Source organism: Mobilibacterium timonense, assembly GCF_900155555.1.
Lineage (GTDB): Bacteria > Bacillota > Clostridia > Peptostreptococcales > Anaerovoracaceae > Allobaileyella > Allobaileyella timonense.
Map to the genome: position 1 here is coordinate 161,333 of NZ_FUHN01000006.1, position 17,963 is coordinate 179,295.

Below are 17,963 nucleotides of genomic sequence, written 5' to 3' on the forward strand. Positions count from 1 at the left end.
CTTATTTTGCGAATTCCTTTATGAGCGCCACGAGTATCTCAACGGACTTGTCCATTCCCTCTACGGTGATGTGCTCGAAAGGACCGTGGTACGCATGCCCGCCGGTCCCCAGGTTCGGGCAGGGCAGTCCCATGAAGCTCAGCTGGGCTCCGTCTGTGCCGCCTCTTACGGGTATGATGGCCGGCTCCATGCCTGCGTCTCTGATGGCGGCCTTCGCCTTTTCGGTGATCTCAGGATACTTCTCGATGACCTCCGACATGTTCTTGTACTGTTCTTTTATGGTCAGCTTTACACGTCCCTCGCCGTACTTCTCGTTGAGGAACTTAGCCGCGTGCTCCATCACGCGGTGGCGGTCCTGGAAGACGCGGGAGTCGTGGTCTCTCAGAATGTAGGTGAGCTTTGCCTCGCTCACGGATCCGGTGGAGTGGATCAGGTGGTAAAATCCCTCGTGGTCCTCCGTGCGCTCCGGCCTCTCGGCGGCAGGGAGGAGCGAGTCGAATTCCATGGCCACCAGGGCCGCGTTTATCATGATGTCTTTTGCTGAACCAGGGTGGACGCTCTCGCCCTTGAACTCAACTGTAGCCATTGCGGCGTTGAAGGTCTCGTACTGGAGCTCACCCTCCTGATCGCCGTCCAGGGTGTAGGCGTATTTTGCTCCGAATCTCTCCACATCGAAGGCGTAGGTGCCGGCGCCGATCTCCTCGTCAGGAGTGAAGGCTATGGAAAGAGGCCCGTGAGGGATGTTATTCTCGGAAAGTTCCTGTATCGCCGTCATGATCTCCGCGATGCCGGCCTTGTCGTCTGCGCCCAGTACGGTGGTGCCGTCCGATGTGATGAGGGTCCTTCCTTTGAGAGAAGGGAGATGTGGAAAAACAGAAGGTTCGAGGCTCCTGCCTGAGTTTCCGAGGGCCAGCGATCCTCCGTCGTAGTTCTCGTGGATCACAGGCTTTATATCGTGATCGCAAAAGTCTGAAACGGTGTCCATGTGGGCGATGAATCCGATCGGGGTCTTATTTTCGAGTCCTGGAGTGGCAGGGATATGACCATAGACATAGCAGTGCTCGTCTATTGCGGCATCGCTGACTCCCAGTTCGTGGAGCTCCTCCACCAGCATGTTGCCCAGGTCGAACTGGCACTGGCTGGACGGATGCGTATAGCTGTTCTCATCGCTCGGGGTGCGGACCACCACGTACTTAAGCAATCTTTCGTAAGCTTTCATTTCGTTCCTCCTGTAAAAGCAGTGCATCACATGATCTGCTGAAAATTCAATGCAGACTGATTTTAACATAATTGAGGGCGGTTGGGCAGACTGTCCTTGAAAGGCGGACACTTTACCGGAATAAACGGGAAAAGTGTCCGCCACAGGTAGAAATGTTTCTGAAAAAATACAATCGAGGGGTGGACGGGAAAGTTTAAAATGTTAGAATATTTTTGCGTCTTGCGGACGCATACACAGATTTTACCGCGGAGGGGTGCATCTCCGCGTACTAATTGACGCACCGGATCCTGGCAGGTTCGGCGCGTTTTTTTTCGCAGATATCAGGCATCGCTATATATAAGGTAACAGAAAGTAGTAGGTGAAAGATGAAGTTCAACTTTAGAAAATTCCTGATCCAGGCGGCCCAGATAACTGTGGGCAACGCCCTCAGTGCCTTCGCCATCGCGTGCTTCGTGCTTCCGTACGACATGGTCGCATCAGGGATCTCCGGCTTCGGAAGAATGTCTCACTATTATTTCGGGTTCAGCGTGTCCGGGACGGTATTGGTGATCAACATCGCTCTGTTCATACTGGGCTGGGTTTGCCTCGGGAATCGTTTCGCGCTGTCGATACTGGTCGGCTCCCTGACATTCCCTCTTTTCCTGGACCTGTTCCAGAACATCGCAGCACTTCAGCACCTGGTGGACGACCCGCTGTTGGCGGCCATCTGCGCAGGTATCGTCGACGGCCTCGGCCTCGGCATTATAATCAGGTGCGGCGGCTCCACGGGCGGCATCGACGTGCCGCCGATCATCCTCAACAGGAAGTTTGGGGTCAAGGTCGCTCCGCTCATGTACATGTTCGACATGCTGATATTCCTGATACAGCTCCCTATCACCAAGACAAACGGTATCATCCTGGGACTCCTGTATGCAATCATCTACAGCATCGTGATGAACAGGGTGATCGTGATGGATCAGGGAGGCATGCAGATGTTCATCTTCAGCAAGAACATCGACGAGATCAACGAGAGGCTGCTGGAGATCGGCTTCGGAACCACAATGTTCCACGCTACAGGCGGCTACCTCAGAGAGCCGCAGGACGTCTGCTACTGCGTAGTCAGCAGCCGCAACCTGAACAGGGTGAAGAGGGAGGCCCTCGCCATAGACAAAAAAGCCTTCATCAGCATCAGCAGCGCCAGCGAGGTCAACGGAAACGGCTTCACCATGCTGCTGAGGGACGAGGACTATAATCCGGATCCGACACACAGAAGGGACGGCGGGGAGATCGCAGAGACCAAGCTGTAGAAAACGCCGCCGGGCAGCCGCTGATCTGCTGCCGCAGACACCTGACGGAAAAATAACTCTTTTTCCCCGCGATTTTGACTCCGAAACGCCGTGCAATTGTTCGGCATCTGATGCATAATATGACACAGGCCGGCAAAAAAAGGCTGCCGGTCCTAGCTCAAGGATGAATACAAGGAGTTGTCACATGAAAACAGATGTTCAAATCGCTCAGGAAGCAGTTATGAAACCGATCCAGGAGATCGCTGACGGTCTCGGCATCCATCCGGAGGCAGTGGAGCCTTACGGACGATACAAGGCCAAGATCGATCTGCGCAAACAGCCGGATCTGGGAGACAAGACCGGCAAGCTGGTTCTCGTGACAGCCATCAACCCTACTCCGGCAGGAGAGGGCAAGACCACCACTAACGTCGGCCTTTCCATGGCGCTGAACAAGATGGGAAAAAAGGCCATCTGCACTCTGAGAGAGCCTTCTCTCGGACCTTGCTTCGGCATCAAGGGCGGCGCCGCGGGCGGCGGTTACGCTCAGGTGGTCCCAATGGATGATATAAACCTCCACTTCACCGGAGACTTCCACGCCATCACATCGGCCCACAACCTTCTGGCCGCACTGCTGGACAACCACATCCACCAGGGCAATCAGCTGGGCATCGTGACCAAGAGAATCGTTTGGAAGAGAGTCATGGACATGAACGACAGGTCTCTCAGGAACATCGTCATCGGCCTTGGAAAAAAGGGCGACGGAGTCACCAGGGAGAGCGGCTTCGACATCACGGTGGCCTCGGAGATAATGGCCATCCTCTGTCTTGCCGACGGCATAGACGACCTGAAAGACAGGCTGTCCAGAATGGTGGTCGCATACAATGAAAAGGGCGAGCCTGTCACCGCCGGAGATCTGCAGGCAACAGGCGCTATGGCGCTCCTCCTGAAGGACGCCATCAAGCCGAATCTGGTGCAGACGTTGGAGAATACCCCGGCGTTCATTCACGGCGGACCTTTCGCCAACATCGCTCACGGCTGCAACTCCGTGATGGCTACCAAGACTGCCCTGAAGCTTGGTGATTATGTAATTACAGAAGCCGGATTCGGCGCTGACCTGGGAGCCGAGAAGTTCTTCGATATCAAGTGCAGATATGCGGGTCTGAACCCTGACGCGGTCGTCATCGTTGCCACCGTAAGGGCCCTCAAGATGAACGGCGGGGTTCCTAAGACGAACCTGGCGGAGGAGAACCTCGAGGCTCTGAAGGCAGGAAGCGCCAACCTGGAGAGGCACATCGAGAACGTTGCAAAATTTGGTGTTCCTGCAGTTGTTGCCATCAACAGGTTCCCTACGGACACTGACGCCGAGCTCCAGCTCCTTGAGGAGATCTGCAGATCCAAGGGCGTTGACTTCGTCCTGTCCGAGGTGTTCTCGAAGGGCGGCGAAGGCGGCCTGGAGCTGGCGGAGAAGGTAGTGGACATCTGCGAGAACAAGAAGTCAAACTTCTCGCCGCTCTACGATCTCGACCTGTCTATCAGAGAAAAGCTGGAGGTCATCGCAAAGGAGATCTACAGGGCCGACGGCGTGGAGTTCGAGCCTGCCGCAGAGAAGCAGCTCCAGACCCTCACGGACCTCGGCTACGACAAGCTTCCGATCTGTGTGGCCAAGACTCAATACTCCTTTACAGACGACCCGAAGGTGCTTGGTGCCCCGACCGGGTTCAAGATCCACGTGAGGGAGCTGAAGGTCAGCGCAGGCGCAGGGTTCATCGTTGCCCTCACAGGAAGCATCATGACCATGCCTGGTCTGCCTAAGGTACCAGCCGCCAACGGAATGGATATCTCCGCAGACGGCACCATCGTGGGACTGTCGTAGATCGTATATAACAATATATCAAACGAAAGAGACTGCCGCCGGCGGTCTCTTTTTTTACCTGACCAAAAAAAGGAGCGCCCGTGACGGCACCCCTCAATGGAAGAAAACAAATAATAGTGGGTCAAGCGAAACCTTATTCCGGAAGACTATGCGAATGCCGCATGCTCCTCCAGAATGTTCTTAAGAGCGTTCATGGAGCTGGTGTGGGACCGGGCGATGATGCAGTCACTGCCCTTGGTCTTGTCCAGCGCGCTCTTTACCATCTTGTGGGACATGGTGCTGGTGAAAAGCACCATGAGATCCGGGCTTCCTATCCGCGACCTCATTCCCTCGTTGAAGTCCACAAATACCTTGGCCTTGCAGTTGTACTTCCTGCAGAGCTGTTTGTATTTGCAGACCATGCATTCATTGCCTCCGATAATTACAACACTCATATAACACCTGCCTTAAATAACATAAAGAATATTATTTTTATTAAACACATCTAACTTGACAATGAGGAGTATAACAGGACGGCAGGTTAAATGCAACTAACTAAATAAAAATTCATAAAAAGAACGGCTCGAAGCACCCGAGCGCCAAAGTTCCGTGCGCCAGAGCGTCGAGCCGCCAAGATGCCGTTGTACCGAAGTGTCTAAGAGCTGAAGCGTTGAAGATACGCTATGATGCCTCACGCCCCCGCACCAGGGTCTCCGCCTCCGGAGGCGGCCGCTGTCTCTCCGTCTCTGCGTGCCTGCCTTTTTTTCAGAGCCGGGATAATTGCCTCGTCGATGACGATGCTGAGGATCGCCGCCACAGGGATGGCGAGGAGCATTCCCCACATGCCGAAGATCCTTCCGCCGAGGATGACCGCGATCAGGACCCAGATGCCCGGGATGCCAAGAGTATCTCCGTAGAGCTTAGGCTTCAGCACGTATCCGTCAAGGCCTTGGATCAGTCCGGTGATGAGGAGGAAGATGATCGCATGCAGCGGGTTGTCGATCATCAGGATGAAGACTCCGCAAACCGCGCCGATGATGGGCCCGAATGTAGGAACGAGGTTCGTAACTCCAACCACGACTGATACCAGCGGGATATACTCCATCCGGAAAATGAGCATGAGGACTGCGTTGGCAACACCCACGATGATGCCGTCGATCACCTCACAGGAGATGTACTTGATGAAGATCACGTCGCAGCGCTTCAGGAACGCAGCGGTCTGATCGTAGGAGGATTCCGGTACGATCATGTGGAGGAGGTGCGTGCCTCTCCTGAGGACGCTCTTTTTGTACAGCAGGAAATAGATGGCGAGGATGAAATCTATCGCCAGGTTGCCGATGGCTTTTCCCGTCGCCGCGGATTTCTGTGCGATGAAGTTCTGCACTGACTTGTTGAGCTTCACCATGATCTTGTCGGTGATGCTGAAGGTGCTGGTGAGATCCACGTGGTGCCCTACCAGGGAATCCACAGAGTTCTGCAGGGACTCGTGATACGCCGTGGTGTTGCTGCTGAAGTGGATGATGCTGGTGGTGAACTGAGGGATGACGGCAGCGGCCAGGAGCAGGAGAGAGAACACTATGATGAGCACCACTATGGTGATGGCTTTCCCCCGGTAATGCCTGCTGCCGCGGGCGGCCATTTTCTTTTCCAGCTTCCGTACGGGAGGGTCGATGATGTAGGCCAGTATCAGTCCGATGAGGATAGGGGTCAGGACGGACACGATGGCGGCGATCACGTCACCCAGTACATACATGTGTTTCAAGAGAAGGTAAAACAAGATGGCGGTGCAGTAGGGGGCCGACTCCCTGAGGATGCCCCGGCCGCTCTTGAGGTTAGGTTTCTTTATTTTCATTCGTTCGTCTCCATTGGATATCTGCCCGAAAGGGGGCGGCAAATAAATGCATTTCGTAAAATTTTACAACTCTTCACAGTGTTTGGCAAAGATGCGCTCTGTATAAAATTTTGCATAAAATTTTGCATAAAGTATTCCATGGTTCATGCATCATGCGTTGATTATTGATCGATTCGTTTGTATAATAAATCGAATAGTTTCGAATTTTATGCGGGACAGAGTTATGAGAGGGGCAGACAGGAAACAGCAGCGATCTGCCTGTATAGATTCAGGAGAGTGAAATGATAGTAAAACCGGATACACTGAGGGATCAGGCATACAAGCTGATCAGAAATCAGATCGTTACGAGAGAGCTTCCGCTGGGGTCACACCTGAGCGTTGCGGATCTGTCAAGAGATCTGGGCATCAGCAACAGCCCGATAAGAGAGGCGATCTCGAGACTTGAGAACGAGGGGCTGGTGATCAATCATCCGAACTCCGGGTTTCACGTCCTGACCTTCGACGACAAGCTGGTGGATCAGCTGAACGACACGCTTATAGTAACGATGAGCGGGTGCTATCAGATGTGCTGCGAAGACGGACAGGAACAGGATCTGGCAGAACTCCTGCAGCAGAGACTGGATCAGCAGGCCAGCCAGTATGACGGAGAGCTGACATTCGAGTACGTCCAGACCACCATCAACTTCGACAAGGGCTTTGTGGACGCCTGCCATAACGACATGCTGAGCAATCTGATGGAATCCAGATTCTACCTCCTGGCGCTGTGTGCATTCTACCTGTATCAGGACGAGAAGGAGTCGTATCTCAGCAATTTCAGAGAGCATCAGGGGATCCTGGAAAAAGTGAAGACCGGGGATAGAGAAGAGGTGTTCAAGGCCATCCAGTTCCACCTCACCAAGAAGAACCACTACAATGGGAAGACCAGGTAGTGCGGGCGGTCCGGAAGCGTCACGAGAATAAGCCGATCGAATCGCAAAATTGGCGTTCAAAAATACTTTTTATATGATAGAATATACATCCAGCGGACGGGCGGAAGAGAGTCTGTGCGCCGGGTGTTTTTTGTTTTCAGGAAAGGAATATCGCCGGAAATGACTGAAGAGATAACTGCGTTTTATCAGACTTACATTTTGCCATATCTTAATTATGCAGTAGCTGTTTATGTGGCGGTACTGATCGTGATGTTTGCTATGATGGAGAGGTGCGTAATGAAGGGGCTCGGAGTGGAGAAGCCGATGAAAAGGCTGTTCACGGTCTGGGGCGTTGGCATCGCGGTCCTGCTGGTCCTGTACTTCCTCACGGAGTTCGGCGCCAGTCGCCTGTTCTTCTATTAATAAAGGATCCGTCGCGGTACGCACTGCAGCAGTCGGGTCGAAAAAAAGCCTGCCGGTCATGCGGCAGGCGGATGGTGTTGCAATATGTTACTTGTAAAGGATGAGAGCAATGAATTCCACGGGCTCATCCTTTTTGTTTGTGATCGAATGACCTTCTCCGGCGTCGGTGAAGGTGACGTCCCCGGCCTTCACGGTTGTGATGGTGCCGTTATCGTTGTATTCTGCCTCACCCTTGAGGATGATGTAGATCTCTGTATCTCCCTCGTGGATGTGCCATCCCACGCCGCAGTTCTTGTTCAAGGTGTTGTGGGCCAGAAGCCTTCCCTTGTCGTTAAGCTCGCCGTCACTTTCGGCCAGGCTCCGGGCGATCATGTGCCCAGGTCCATTCTGTACTGCCTGTCTGTCATTGACCTTTACGTCTTCACTTCTTCTTATCCAGCTCATGTTTTCCTCCTTACAGTTATTGCAGTTCTTCTTCTTCGTCCTTTTCCGCCATCAGCCTGGTGGATGAGCTCAGGCCCAGCAGATTGCAAGCCTTTGCCTCGATCGCATCCGCCACGTTCAGAACGATATCCAGCTCCGGCCCGCAGAAAATGGCCCCGTGATTTGCTATGATGCACGCAGAATTCTCGACCAGAGCCTTGTTCACCTCGCGGCTCAGCTCAGGTGTTCCGGGCATCTCCGGTTCTGTGACGTTCATGTCTCCGATGATCTCGTGGATCAGAGGGTTGTCGATCCTGAAGCCCGCGCGTGCCGCGGCAAAAACACTGCATCCGTTGGAGTGGGTGTGTATTATGGCGTTGCACCCGGGGTGGCTCTTGTATATGTCGGCATGGAGCAGGACCTCGCTGGAAGGCCGCCGTCCCTGAGCGATGTACTCCAGAGTCCCGATGTTCACCTTCACGATGTCTTCGGTCTTGATGTCGAAATAGTCCATGCCGGATGGAGTTATCAGCATCTCATTCCTGTTCAGGCGAACGGAGATATTGCCCCAGCTCCCCTGTACGAGATCCTTGTGGCATATCTCCTTGCCGCAGTCGATGATGGCGTTCCGGATCTTGAACTCCTGGCTGCCGATGTTGACGAATGGAACGTGGTCCTGGGTGTTCACCTTGGTGTACTTGTTCAGGTAGAACTGCCTCATTTCCTTGGCCTTGGCCGGACTGAGGTATTTGAGGCCGCCCACCTTGGGAGCGAGGATCTCCGCCTCGGCGCTCTTCTCCAGGATGAGCGCCGCCGCCACAGCCTCGTCCAGGTCGCGGCCTATGCCGAGTATGCCTCTTTTCCGGAGAAAACATCCGTTTCTGTCCTTGAGTGCCCTCAGGACGTCCGGACTGTCCTCTGTAGGAGATATGCGAACGTCCGGGCCGATGATCTGGGCCAGGTCGTCAAGCGCGGGACGCATCAGCTGGGCTTCACTGGAAAAGAGGACCGACGCCTCGGTGCAGGCGAGCACCACTGCGTTTACGTCGCTCCTGGAGCGGAAGAGGAGACCGATCTCCCCTGTGTTTATATCGTAAAGATGTACATCGCTCTCCCTGATGCCGGAAAGCGGCAGGGTGTTCCTGGTCATGAGGTACGAGCCTTTGCCGACCCGGAGTGCCATGCGCCCATAGGCCTTGAAATATCTATCTCTGAAGGCTTTTGATCTGGTCAGAAGAAGTCTTTTTCCTTCGTCTTTGTTCATTGTGATTCACCTCAAATTAAATTTCTCTCTATTTATAGCACTTCAACCCTCCGGTTGGGTGTGGATTTCCTGAAATGAGAGTATTCTGTCCGCCACGCCCTGCCAGGAGGCGTTTTTGGTTTCAGGAAGCCTCCTGAGACCGGTCTGCCGCTGTCTCTCGACCTGTGAGATCCCTTTTTTCAGAGCGCGCACGAGCCCCACCCTGAAATCCTCCAGGGACTCGGGATCCGGCACTCCCGGCGATACCATTGGCGGGAGGGGTGCAAATATGACGTTGTTGTCAGGTATGGTCCGGCCGAGCCAGTCCCGAAGCCCGGGGAGATCTGTGCTCACGGGGATCAGGCCGCATGCCATGGCTTCCATGAGCACCAGGGGGATCCCTTCGTAATACGACGGAAGGACGAAGATCTCGTTTCGCCTGAAGGCTGAGGCCAGCTGGTCCTGGGACAGGAGGCCGAGGTATTTTATGGAAAAAGGCTTTTCGGCGAGCACCCCGGGCTTCAGGTCCTCCCAGTCCACGGAGGCCAGTCGCTGTGATACGAGGCTGTCCTTGCATCCGCCGGCGAGCTCCAGCGAGACAGTGGGCATGACGGGATCCTCTGCGATCTCCCGGAGACCGTCGATGAAGGGCAGAAGACCTTTTTCCCGGCTGAGCTTCCCCGCATATATGATGCGTACGGGGCCCGGTACCGTGGACGGGGCGCTTTCTCCGCCGCAGTTGAATATCCTTGGATTGTACCCGCTGCCGATGATGGTGACCTTGTCCGGCGCCGCGCCGTAATAGCTCTTCAGCACTTCCTTCTGCTCTGACTGGAGAACGAATATCCGGTCAAGTTCGCATATCTCCTGGCGGATCCAGTCGCGCCTGAATGAGCAGTTCCTGATCTGCCTGAGGTCGGAGCCGTGGCATACCCCCCACACCTGGCGGTCGGGAAAGGCCTGGCGTACCATGGCCGTCAGCAGATAGAGGTGGTGGCACAGGATGACCTGTGGGTCGAGTTCCATCACCGCTTCGCGTATGGCCGGAATAAAGGCCGCCTCCAGCTGTTCTGCCATCTGGTCGGTGAGCTGATCGTACCTGGTGGAAGGGTAGGGCATGACGTCGGACATTCCCAGCACGGGAAAAGGGATGTCCCCCGGTCGGCAGCACGCGCCGGGCTCTGTATAGTAAACCGGGTGGAACGTAACATCAGGCGGAAAGTTCACGTCATCGCTGTGGTATATCCCCGCCACGACGCTCTGCCGGCAGCCGGAGCTGCGAAAGGCTTTTACGAGTTCTGTGAGATATACACCGCTTCCGGTGGAGTGAGGTTTCTGCGTGGTCACGCTTAGAATTCGAAATCTCGTTTTTTCTTCCATACAATTTTTGAAGGGCTTTTGCTGATCTGCAGAGATGTTGTAGAAAATATCTAAAACTGGTAGATACAACACCGGTTATTGTGTTGTCACTACAAAGCACAGGCCATTTCCTGGATATCGTGCACGATATCCAACTTTCCGCATTTCGAAAAATTTTTCGTATTCCGGAAAACATTTTGACTTATGGCCCCGGCAAGACTATATTATACATGAGTGAAATAGAGGTTAAAAGAGGACACACTGCTATGGCTGAAAAGAACAATTCCCTTGAGAAGGCATTGACCGTTCTTGACCTGTTTCAGCTGCACAGGCGCATAACTCTGACCTTTGCCGCTCAGGAGACAGGGTTCTCACCGGCGGCGGTGAGCCGGATCATGAACTCCCTGGAGAACACGGGATACGTGTACAGGGACAGGACAGACGGGGGCTTCTACCTGGCCGACAAGGTATATCTGCTGGGGCGGAGCACCAATCTAAAAAGGCAGCTCATCAACGTCATCGATGAGCCCATCAGCAAGCTGTGCCGGAGGACCGGCTTCAGCGTCACAGTATCGATAAGAGAGAAAACTCACAGCGTCACGGCTCTCAGGAAGGACCCGAAAAGAGGCCTTTTCCTCACCGCGAACGTTTCCGACTCCATCAGCCTGAACTGCTCTGCGGGAGGGAAGATCCTTACCGCTTTTGCCACCGAGCCGGACAAGCTGATAGACGAGATAAATTATGTGGCCTTCACCAGGAAGACCATCACAGATAAAGAAGAATTCAGACAGCATATAGCCGTGGTGAGGGCCGAAAAGGTAGCCTTCGACATGGAGGAGATCACCGAGGGCCTGGTGTGCACGGCGGTGCCGGTGCTGAGCAGAGATGGGACGGCCATCTGCAGCATCAGCGTCAGCGGATTCAAGGACAGGATGATAAGAGAGCTGTACGGCACCATCGCCAAGATGAGAGACACGGCTAAGGAGTGCGGGCAGCTGATAACAGGAGATTGATATGAGCAGCGTAAGCGATTTTTTCTATCAGCCGGAGAAGACCTTCGGCGACATATTAAAGGAAAAGAAGAACTTCCTCTTCATCGGTGAAGCGGGAAGCGGCAAGACGGAGATCGTGCTGAACGTGGCCGCCTGGCTGGCGGAGCACGGGGACGGCTCCAAGGTGGATGTCTTCGACATGGATCAGACCAAGCCACTGTTCAGGTCCAGGGATATGGAAGACACCTTTGCAAAAAAAGGTGTGGAGATCCACTACCAGACCCAGTATCTCGACGCCCCTACGAGAGTGGGAGGCATTGAGGTCTCTCTCATGGGAGACAATTACACGCTGATGGATATAGGAGGAGGAGAACAGGCTGCCAGGGCTGCCGGAGGCGTCGCCCACATCCTGAAGAACACGAACTCCGTTCCTGTATACATTGTGAACCCATACAGGCCGTGGACGAAGAACACCGAGTCCCTCGACCTGACCATGGGGACGATCCTCAGAGCCGTAAGGCTGGATCAGATATACATACTCGGAAATCCCAACGTGGGATACACAACTGAGGCCAGTGAATTCATGGAAGGGCTGGACAAGATCGACGAGCTCCTCAAGAACTTCACCACGGTGAGCAGCGCCTGCGTCCGCAGAGAGCTGTACGACCAGGTGAAGGACCAGACGGAAAAGTATATTTTCCCTCTCGATCTGTACATGACCTATTCATGGGTTGACCGTTAATACATTTTATTCTTAAGGAGGTAATGTTGATGGCTAAAGGTAAAGTCGAGATCGCCATTGAATCCTGCAAGTCATGTCAGTACTGCGTTGTCAGCTGCCCAAAGCATGTACTTGCCGTTGGCGAGAATGTGAACTCTAAGGGCTATCCTTACGTAGTTGCTGCAAACCCTGATGACTGCATCGGATGCGCAATGTGTGCCCAGATATGTCCTGATTCGGCAATCGAGGTTTGGAGAGATTAACTTAGGAGAGGAGAACACAAATGAGTGATCGTGTATTTATGAAAGGCTGTGAAGCTATCGCTGAGGCAGCTACCAGAGCGGGATGTCGTTTCTTCGCCGGTTACCCAATCACACCGCAGAATGAGATCCCTGAGTATTTCGCAAGAAGAATGCCTGAGGTAGGCGGAACATTCGTACAGGGTGAGTCCGAGGTAGCTTCCGTTAACATGCTGTACGGTGCAGCATCCACTGGTATCAGAGCCATGAGCTCCTCCTCATCTACAGGTATTTCCCTGTATTCCGAGGGAGTTTCCTACAGTGCATCCGCACGTCTTCCGATCGTTTATGTAAACGTGGTAAGAGGAGGCCCTGGAATCGGAGCTATCCAGCCTGCACAGCAGGACTATTTCCAGGCTACAAAGGCATCTGGAAACGGTGGATTTGAGATGATCGTTCTCGCACCTGACTCAGTTCAGGAGTGCGTTGACATGGTATATGAGGCCTTCGACCTGGCAGAGAGAGATGAGAACCCTGTTCTCGTACTGACTGACGGTGTGGTAGGTACTATGATGGAGCCTGTAGTTCTGCCTCCGATGAAGAGTGATGAGGAGCTGGCAGAGCACAGAGCTAAGTTCGCTCACAGAGCTATCGTAGGTCACCCTCTGGGACAGCAGGCTTACTGCAGACCTGGTTCTGTAGGAACAGGCCAGGAGGCTGTAAACATTGAGGCTGCAAAGCTGTACAAGACCTGGGACAAGGACATCAGAGTAGAGGAATACATGACGGACGACGCTGAGATCATCGTAGCCAGCTACGGTATCTCCGCACGTATCTCCAGAGTTGTTGTAAGAGAGCTGAGAAAAGAGGGCTACAAGATCGGAATGATCAGGCCTATCACAGTTCACCCATTCCCATACAGCACCTTCGAGAACCTGGACTTCAACAGAGTAAAGGGTATCCTGGATGTAGAGATGTCCATCCCTGCACAGATGAAGTTCGACGTTGAGCACGCTGTACACGGCAGAGCTCCTATCAAGGAGTGCCTGAGATCCGGCGGACAGCTCCTGACCAACGATCAGGTTATGGCAGCAGCTCGTGAGCTGATTAAGGAGGTACTGTAATGAAGAAAGTATATGAGAGAACAAAGGGCATCATTCCAGGTGCCGTATCAGGTTTCTGCCCTGGCTGCATGCACAGTACGATCCACAAGCTCATCGGCGAGGTAGCCGAGGACCTTGGTAAGCTGGACAAGCTGGTACGTGTAGAGGGCGTTGGATGCTGCGGACTGGGACAGTTCTACGTTACCCACGACGAGACCATCGCAGCTCACGGAAGAGCGTGTGCAGTAGCTACAGGTATCAAGAGATCATCCCCTGACTCACTGGTATACACATATCAGGGAGATGGAGACCTGGCTTCCATCGGACTGGCGGAGACGATGTCCGCTGCAAACAGAGGCGAGAACATCACCGTTATCTTCGTAAACAACGGAATTTACGGAATGACTGGAGGACAGATGGCTCCTACGACTCTGATCGGAATGAAGGCTACAACTGCTCCTAACGGACGTGACCCTAAGGAGCACGGATATCCAATGCACATGTGCGAGATCCTGAACCAGCTGAAGGCTCCTGTTTATCTGACAAGAGTTTCCTGCGACACACCTCAGCACGTTATCCAGACCAGAAAGGCTATCAAGAAGGGCTTCCAGAACCAGCTTGACGGAAAGGGATTCTCCATGATCGAGATCATGACTTCCTGCCCTACAAACTGGGGCATGAGCACTCTTGACGCCGTCAAGTTCCTGCAGGAGGACATGATGGCAGAGTTCCCTCTGGGCACGATCAGAGATAATTAGGAGGTAAAGCATGGAAAGAAATTTGATGGTAGCTGGCTTCGGCGGCCAGGGAGTTATGACCATGGGAAAACTTCTGTCTCAGGCGACATGTGATGCCACAGACCTGAACGTTACGTTCTTCCCATCTTATGGAGCTGCTATGAGAGGCGGCACCGCTAACTGCTACGTTGTTATCTCTGATGAAGAGATCGGAGCTCCTGTAAGCAACTCCGTAGACGACCTGGTAGTAATGAACGGTCCTTCACTTCACAAGTTCCTTCCTAACCTCAAGCCAGGCGGGACACTGTTCATCAACAGCTCTATCGTAAAGGATCCTATCGAGAGAGACGACATCACAGTCGTTTCCGTTCCTGTAACAGAGATGGCTCTGGAGATGGGAAATGCAAGGATCCTGAACATCATCATGCTGGGTGCATACGTTGGATACACAAAGGCAGTAGAGCCTGATGTAATCACAAAGGGCATCCACCACAAGTTCGAGAACAAGCCAAAGGTTATTCCGATCAACGACAAGGCCTTCGAGACAGGTCTGGAGATCGGAAGAAACTGGGGAAAGTAGTCTGAGATACGACCACGGCTTTCGGCGGCGCCCTCCCTGAGGGCGTCGTTTTTGCGTGGTGACACATCACAGTTTCTTCTCACTATCGCCACCCGCCTTCAGCTTGAAAGAACAGGGCCTATCTCTTATAATGAATACTAGCTCAATACGGAATAACATGCGGGACATGGCATGTGTGTCATAGTTGACTCTAAGGAGGTTTGATATGACAAGGAAAGAGAAAAAGGCTCTGGCCGAGGCCAGGAAAGAAGAGAGGAAGCAGTATGCGGCAGTCAAGACCACTCTGAGAGTTCTGGGCATCGGACTGCTGGCAGGCGCTGTTATCGCTGTAGCGACAAAGAAAGTATTTGACGACATTTTCGTAGGAGAAGACTGGTCTGACGTAGACTGGGGCGAAGACGAGGACGAGGATTACAGCATCGACTAGGTGCTGTCCTGCCCTGGATGAGCCTGGACAGAAATCTAATTTGGAAGGAAATCATCATATGACGGAGAAAAGATCCAAGGGTACTTATTACATTACAACACCGATATACTATCCCAGTGACAAGCTTCACATCGGGCACACTTACTGCACCGTGATGGCAGACGCCATGGCCAGGTTCAAGCGGCTCAGCGGATACGATGTGAGGTTCCAGACCGGTACCGACGAGCACGGTCAGAAGATCGAGCAGAAGGCCATAGAGGCGGGGATAACTCCACAGGAGTACGTCGACAGGGTGGTAGCCACCATCAAGAGACTGTGGAACACCATGGAGATAAGCTATGACGACTTCGTGAGGACCACGGAGCCGAGACATACCGAGAAGGTCCAGAAGATCTTCATGAAGATGTACGAGGCCGGAGATATCTACAAGGGAGAGTATGAAGGCTGGTACTGCACACCGTGTGAGTCCTTCTGGACTGAGTCACAGCTGGTTGACGGAAAGTGCCCTGACTGCGGCAGGCCTGTGAAAAAGATGTCCGAGGAGGCGTATTTCTTCAGGCTGTCCAAGTACTCTGACAGGGTCCTCGAGCTTTTGAAGAACGGAACGTTCCTTCAGCCTGAGTCGAGAGCCAACGAGATGATATCCTTCGTCGAGCAGGGCCTGGAAGATCTGTGCATATCCAGATCCTCATTCACGTGGGGGATCCCTGTTCCGATCGACACCAACCACGTGATCTACGTGTGGCTGGATGCCCTGACGAACTACATCACCACCCTCGGCTACCCTGACGAGTGCGGAGAGGAGTATGAGAAGTACTGGCCGGCAGACGTTCATCTGGTGGGCAAGGAGATAGTACGCTTCCATTCCATCATATGGCCGGCGATGCTCATGTCTCTGAACGCACCTCTTCCTAAGCAGGTGCTGGGCCACGGCTGGCTCCTCATCGACGGTGGCAAGATGTCCAAGTCCAAGGGGAACGTGGTGGATCCGGAGATCCTCATAGACCGCTACGGGATCGACGCCCTGAAGTACTTCCTCCTGAGGGAGTACACATTCGGGCAGGACGGTGTCTACACCAACGAGGTGATGCTCAAGAGGATCAACTTCGACCTGGCCAACGACCTTGGAAACCTGGTATCCAGAACGGTCTCCATGATCGAGAAGTACTGCGGCGGGGTTGTGCCTGAGGCGAAGACCGAGGACGAGCACAGCAAGGAGCTGAGAGAGATCGCCACGGGAGCCGCCGACAAGGTGGACGCCTATATGGACGAGTTCCAGTTCAACATGGCTCTTGACTCCATCTGGGAGATCATCAGAAGAGCAAACAAGTACATAGACGAGGAGACCCCTTGGATCCTGGCGAAGGACCCTGAGCAGAAGGATCAGCTGGACACGGTAATGAGGTATCTTGCGGAGAGCCTCAGGATCGTCAGCATCCTCATCGTTCCGTACATGCACACGACGTCCGAGAGGATGAGAGAGCAGCTCGGCATAGCGGAGGAGCCTGTGGAGTGGGAGAACGCCTTCAAGTTCTTCAACCTGCCTGATGGCACCAAGGTGAAGAAGGGGGATCAGCTGTTCCCGCGTCTGGACATCGAGAAGGAGCTGGCGGCTCTGGAGGAGATCCATCAGAAGAAGCTGGCGGAGAACGCTTAAGAAACTGCGGAGAGGATCCCGGGGAACGACCTGGGGTCCTTTTTTTCATAAGGAAAAACTGCGGCAGCACCGAAAGGCCGACGCTGCAGGGGAACAGAACACTGAAGAGGGAATTTATGCTTTTTGACGCACACACACATCTGAACTTCGGGGAATTCACGCCGGAATACAGAGCACAGCTAGCCGGGGAGATAGAGGCTTCCGACCTTTCGTACATCATCGACTCCGGCGATTCGGTGGAGTCCTCCCGCCAGGCGGTGGAGGACAGCGCCAGGTATCCGTGGTGCTACGCGGCAGTCGGCCTGCATCCGGACCAGGCCCCGGGGTATACGGACGAGATGCTCGATGAGATAGAGCAGCTGGCCGGTGAGCCGAAGGTGCAGGCCATCGGGGAGATCGGGATGGATCTCCACTACGGCAGGGATTCTAAGGAAAAGCAGATCGAGCTCTTCCGGAAGGAGATCCGCATGGCCAACCGGCTCAGGCTGCCCATACAGATCCACACGAGGGACGCGGACCGGCTGACCATGGACATCCTCATCGAAGAGGGCGCGTTCAGCGACGAAAGGAAGGGCTGGTTCCCGGAAAAGGTCCTTGAGGACGGGCGGAAGGTGGCGGACCCGAGGGTGCAGTTGCACTGTTTCTCGGGGTCTGCAGAGTTCGCAATGGAATACGTGAGGCTGGGGGCCATGATATCCGTGGGCGGCCCGGTCACATTCAAAAACGGCAGGAAGACCGTGGAGGTCGTCCAGACGGTGCCTCTCGACCATCTGCTCTCCGAGACCGATGCACCGTATCTTACGCCCGTCCCGTACAGGGGCAGGGAGAACAAGCCGTATTACGTGGAGCACGTGGTGCGGAGGGTCGCCCTGCTGAAGGGCCTGGAATACGAGGCGGCGGCCCGCAGGCTGACGGAGAACGGAAAGACTTTTTTCAACATCGATGACTGACGGGGAGCGTTTT

At 54.0% G+C, this 17,963-nt stretch carries 18 protein-coding genes and 1 pseudogene; 13 read left to right on the forward strand and 6 right to left on the reverse strand.

The genetic code is table 11. The features are described from left to right. Position 1: 1 nt before the first annotated feature. A complete protein-coding gene (gene pepT / locus BQ7382_RS01685; protein WP_077390412.1) occupies positions 2–1,219 on the reverse strand; it encodes a peptidase T in 1,218 nt (405 codons plus the stop codon). Positions 1,220–1,584: 365 nt separating this feature from the next. Here pepT and BQ7382_RS01690 point away from each other — a divergent pair, with 365 nt between their 5' ends. Then, the gene (locus BQ7382_RS01690; RefSeq protein WP_077390413.1) at positions 1,585–2,505 is read left to right on the forward strand and encodes a YitT family protein; all 921 of its coding nucleotides are present in this window, start codon (positions 1,585–1,587) and stop codon (positions 2,503–2,505) included. A 184-nt stretch (positions 2,506–2,689) separates the two neighbouring features. Further along, on the forward strand, positions 2,690–4,357 hold the full coding sequence (locus BQ7382_RS01695; RefSeq protein ID WP_077390414.1) for a formate--tetrahydrofolate ligase: 1,668 nt from the start codon (positions 2,690–2,692) through the stop codon (positions 4,355–4,357). A 146-nt stretch (positions 4,358–4,503) separates the two neighbouring features. Here the strand turns inward: BQ7382_RS01695 and BQ7382_RS01700 are convergent, their stop codons facing one another. Both BQ7382_RS01700 and BQ7382_RS01705 read right to left on the reverse strand, forming a co-directional pair. Further along, positions 4,504–4,791: a DUF2325 domain-containing protein gene (locus tag BQ7382_RS01700; RefSeq protein WP_077390415.1), complete on the reverse strand. Its 288-nt coding sequence runs from the start codon at positions 4,789–4,791 to the stop codon at positions 4,504–4,506. A gap of 236 nt (positions 4,792–5,027) precedes the next feature. After that, the gene (locus tag BQ7382_RS01705) at positions 5,028–6,188 is read right to left on the reverse strand and encodes an AI-2E family transporter (RefSeq protein ID WP_077390416.1); all 1,161 of its coding nucleotides are present in this window, start codon (positions 6,186–6,188) and stop codon (positions 5,028–5,030) included. 281 nt (positions 6,189–6,469) lie between these two features. Between BQ7382_RS01705 and BQ7382_RS01710 the strand changes: the two genes are divergently transcribed. After that, positions 6,470–7,117: a GntR family transcriptional regulator gene (locus BQ7382_RS01710; RefSeq protein WP_077390417.1), complete on the forward strand. Its 648-nt coding sequence runs from the start codon at positions 6,470–6,472 to the stop codon at positions 7,115–7,117. Between the two features lie 159 nt (positions 7,118–7,276). After that, positions 7,277–7,519, forward strand: a complete 243-nt coding sequence (locus BQ7382_RS01715; RefSeq protein WP_077390418.1) for a hypothetical protein — start codon at positions 7,277–7,279, stop codon at positions 7,517–7,519. A gap of 87 nt (positions 7,520–7,606) precedes the next feature. On the opposite strand, the gene BQ7382_RS01720 is transcribed toward BQ7382_RS01715, so the two are convergent. Genes BQ7382_RS01720 through BQ7382_RS01730 form a run of 3 tightly spaced genes read right to left on the reverse strand, consistent with a single transcriptional unit; the run spans position 7,607 to position 10,532 of the window. Further along, positions 7,607–7,963 carry a cupin domain-containing protein gene (locus BQ7382_RS01720; protein WP_077390419.1) on the reverse strand — a complete coding sequence of 119 codons (357 nt, stop codon included), beginning with the start codon at positions 7,961–7,963 and terminating at the stop codon, positions 7,607–7,609. Between the two features lie 16 nt (positions 7,964–7,979). Beyond that, on the reverse strand, positions 7,980–9,206 hold the full coding sequence (locus BQ7382_RS01725) for a class II aldolase/adducin family protein (protein WP_077390420.1): 1,227 nt from the start codon (positions 9,204–9,206) through the stop codon (positions 7,980–7,982). A 42-nt stretch (positions 9,207–9,248) separates the two neighbouring features. Continuing rightward, a complete protein-coding gene (locus tag BQ7382_RS01730; RefSeq protein WP_159437195.1) occupies positions 9,249–10,532 on the reverse strand; it encodes a glycosyltransferase family 4 protein in 1,284 nt (427 codons plus the stop codon). Positions 10,533–10,810: 278 nt separating this feature from the next. Between BQ7382_RS01730 and BQ7382_RS01735 the strand changes: the two genes are divergently transcribed. The 9 genes and pseudogenes from BQ7382_RS01735 to BQ7382_RS01775 all read left to right on the forward strand — a co-directional run bounded on the left by BQ7382_RS01735 (position 10,811) and on the right by BQ7382_RS01775 (position 17,950). After that, entirely contained in the window at positions 10,811–11,557 is a 747-nt protein-coding gene (locus BQ7382_RS01735) for an IclR family transcriptional regulator (RefSeq protein ID WP_159437196.1), read from the forward strand. A gap of 1 nt (position 11,558) precedes the next feature. Then, positions 11,559–12,278: a nucleotide-binding protein gene (locus BQ7382_RS01740; protein ID WP_077390423.1), complete on the forward strand. Its 720-nt coding sequence runs from the start codon at positions 11,559–11,561 to the stop codon at positions 12,276–12,278. A 29-nt stretch (positions 12,279–12,307) separates the two neighbouring features. Continuing rightward, the gene (locus tag BQ7382_RS01745; protein ID WP_328587307.1) at positions 12,308–12,520 is read left to right on the forward strand and encodes a 4Fe-4S dicluster domain-containing protein; all 213 of its coding nucleotides are present in this window, start codon (positions 12,308–12,310) and stop codon (positions 12,518–12,520) included. Positions 12,521–12,540: 20 nt separating this feature from the next. Further along, complete coding sequence (gene vorB, locus BQ7382_RS01750) at positions 12,541–13,620, forward strand: 3-methyl-2-oxobutanoate dehydrogenase subunit VorB (protein ID WP_077390425.1); 1,080 nt, start codon at positions 12,541–12,543, stop codon at positions 13,618–13,620. Next, a complete protein-coding gene (locus tag BQ7382_RS01755) occupies positions 13,620–14,357 on the forward strand; it encodes a thiamine pyrophosphate-dependent enzyme (protein WP_077390426.1) in 738 nt (245 codons plus the stop codon). Before vorB ends, BQ7382_RS01755 begins: the two co-directional genes overlap by 1 nt. A gap of 10 nt (positions 14,358–14,367) precedes the next feature. Beyond that, entirely contained in the window at positions 14,368–14,916 is a 549-nt protein-coding gene (locus tag BQ7382_RS01760) for a 2-oxoacid:acceptor oxidoreductase family protein (RefSeq protein ID WP_077390427.1), read from the forward strand. A 205-nt stretch (positions 14,917–15,121) separates the two neighbouring features. After that, positions 15,122–15,343: a hypothetical protein gene (locus BQ7382_RS01765; protein ID WP_077390428.1), complete on the forward strand. Its 222-nt coding sequence runs from the start codon at positions 15,122–15,124 to the stop codon at positions 15,341–15,343. A 58-nt stretch (positions 15,344–15,401) separates the two neighbouring features. Beyond that, positions 15,402–16,982 (forward strand): annotated as a pseudogene (gene metG, locus BQ7382_RS01770) (methionine--tRNA ligase); the annotation flags it as partial. A gap of 134 nt (positions 16,983–17,116) precedes the next feature. After that, entirely contained in the window at positions 17,117–17,950 is an 834-nt protein-coding gene (locus BQ7382_RS01775) for a TatD family hydrolase (RefSeq protein WP_077390430.1), read from the forward strand. Positions 17,951–17,963 lie beyond the last annotated feature (13 nt).